General features: G+C 48.4%; 1 protein-coding gene. It reads left to right on the top strand.

Features of this window, described 5'->3' with window-relative positions; translation table 11 throughout:
- On the top strand, positions 1 to 479 hold a 479-nt coding region (locus tag B3180_RS10820; RefSeq protein ID WP_286844462.1), incomplete at both ends, for an acetyl-CoA hydrolase/transferase C-terminal domain-containing protein.

Here is a 479-nt window from a genome sequence, read left to right as displayed (position 1 = left end):
TTACGAGGAAGCAGCTCCTATCCCACTGCACAACCAACAACCACAAAATCCTGTGACACAAAAAATTGGCGAACGCGTTGCCGGCCTTATTAATGACGGGGATTGTTTGCAAATGGGTATTGGCGCAATACCAGACCCGACTTTAGCTTGTCTTCATCATCACAAAGACTTAGGCATTCACACCGAAATGTTCTCTGACGGCGTATTACCGCTGGTTGAGCGTGGCGTCATAAACAACAGCCGCAAGCGTAAGCACCGAGGCCGCATTGTCACCACTTTTGCGATGGGTTCTCAGGCACTTTATGACTTTGTTGATGACAACCAGGAAGTTTTCTTCCTTGATGTTGAGTACACTAATGACACCTCGGTGATTCGCCAAAACAAGCAGGTTATGTCTATAAATAGCGCCTTGCAGGTCGACCTGAGCGGTCAGGTTTGCGCAGACTCCATTGGCACTAAAATATACTCGGGCGTCGGCT

Origin of the sequence: Idiomarina sp. UBA4206 (genome assembly GCF_002383015.1) — a bacterium.
Lineage (GTDB): Bacteria > Pseudomonadota > Gammaproteobacteria > Enterobacterales > Alteromonadaceae > Idiomarina > Idiomarina abyssalis.
Note: the sequence above shows the minus strand (reverse complement) of the source record. Positions and strands in the feature narration are given on the sequence as shown.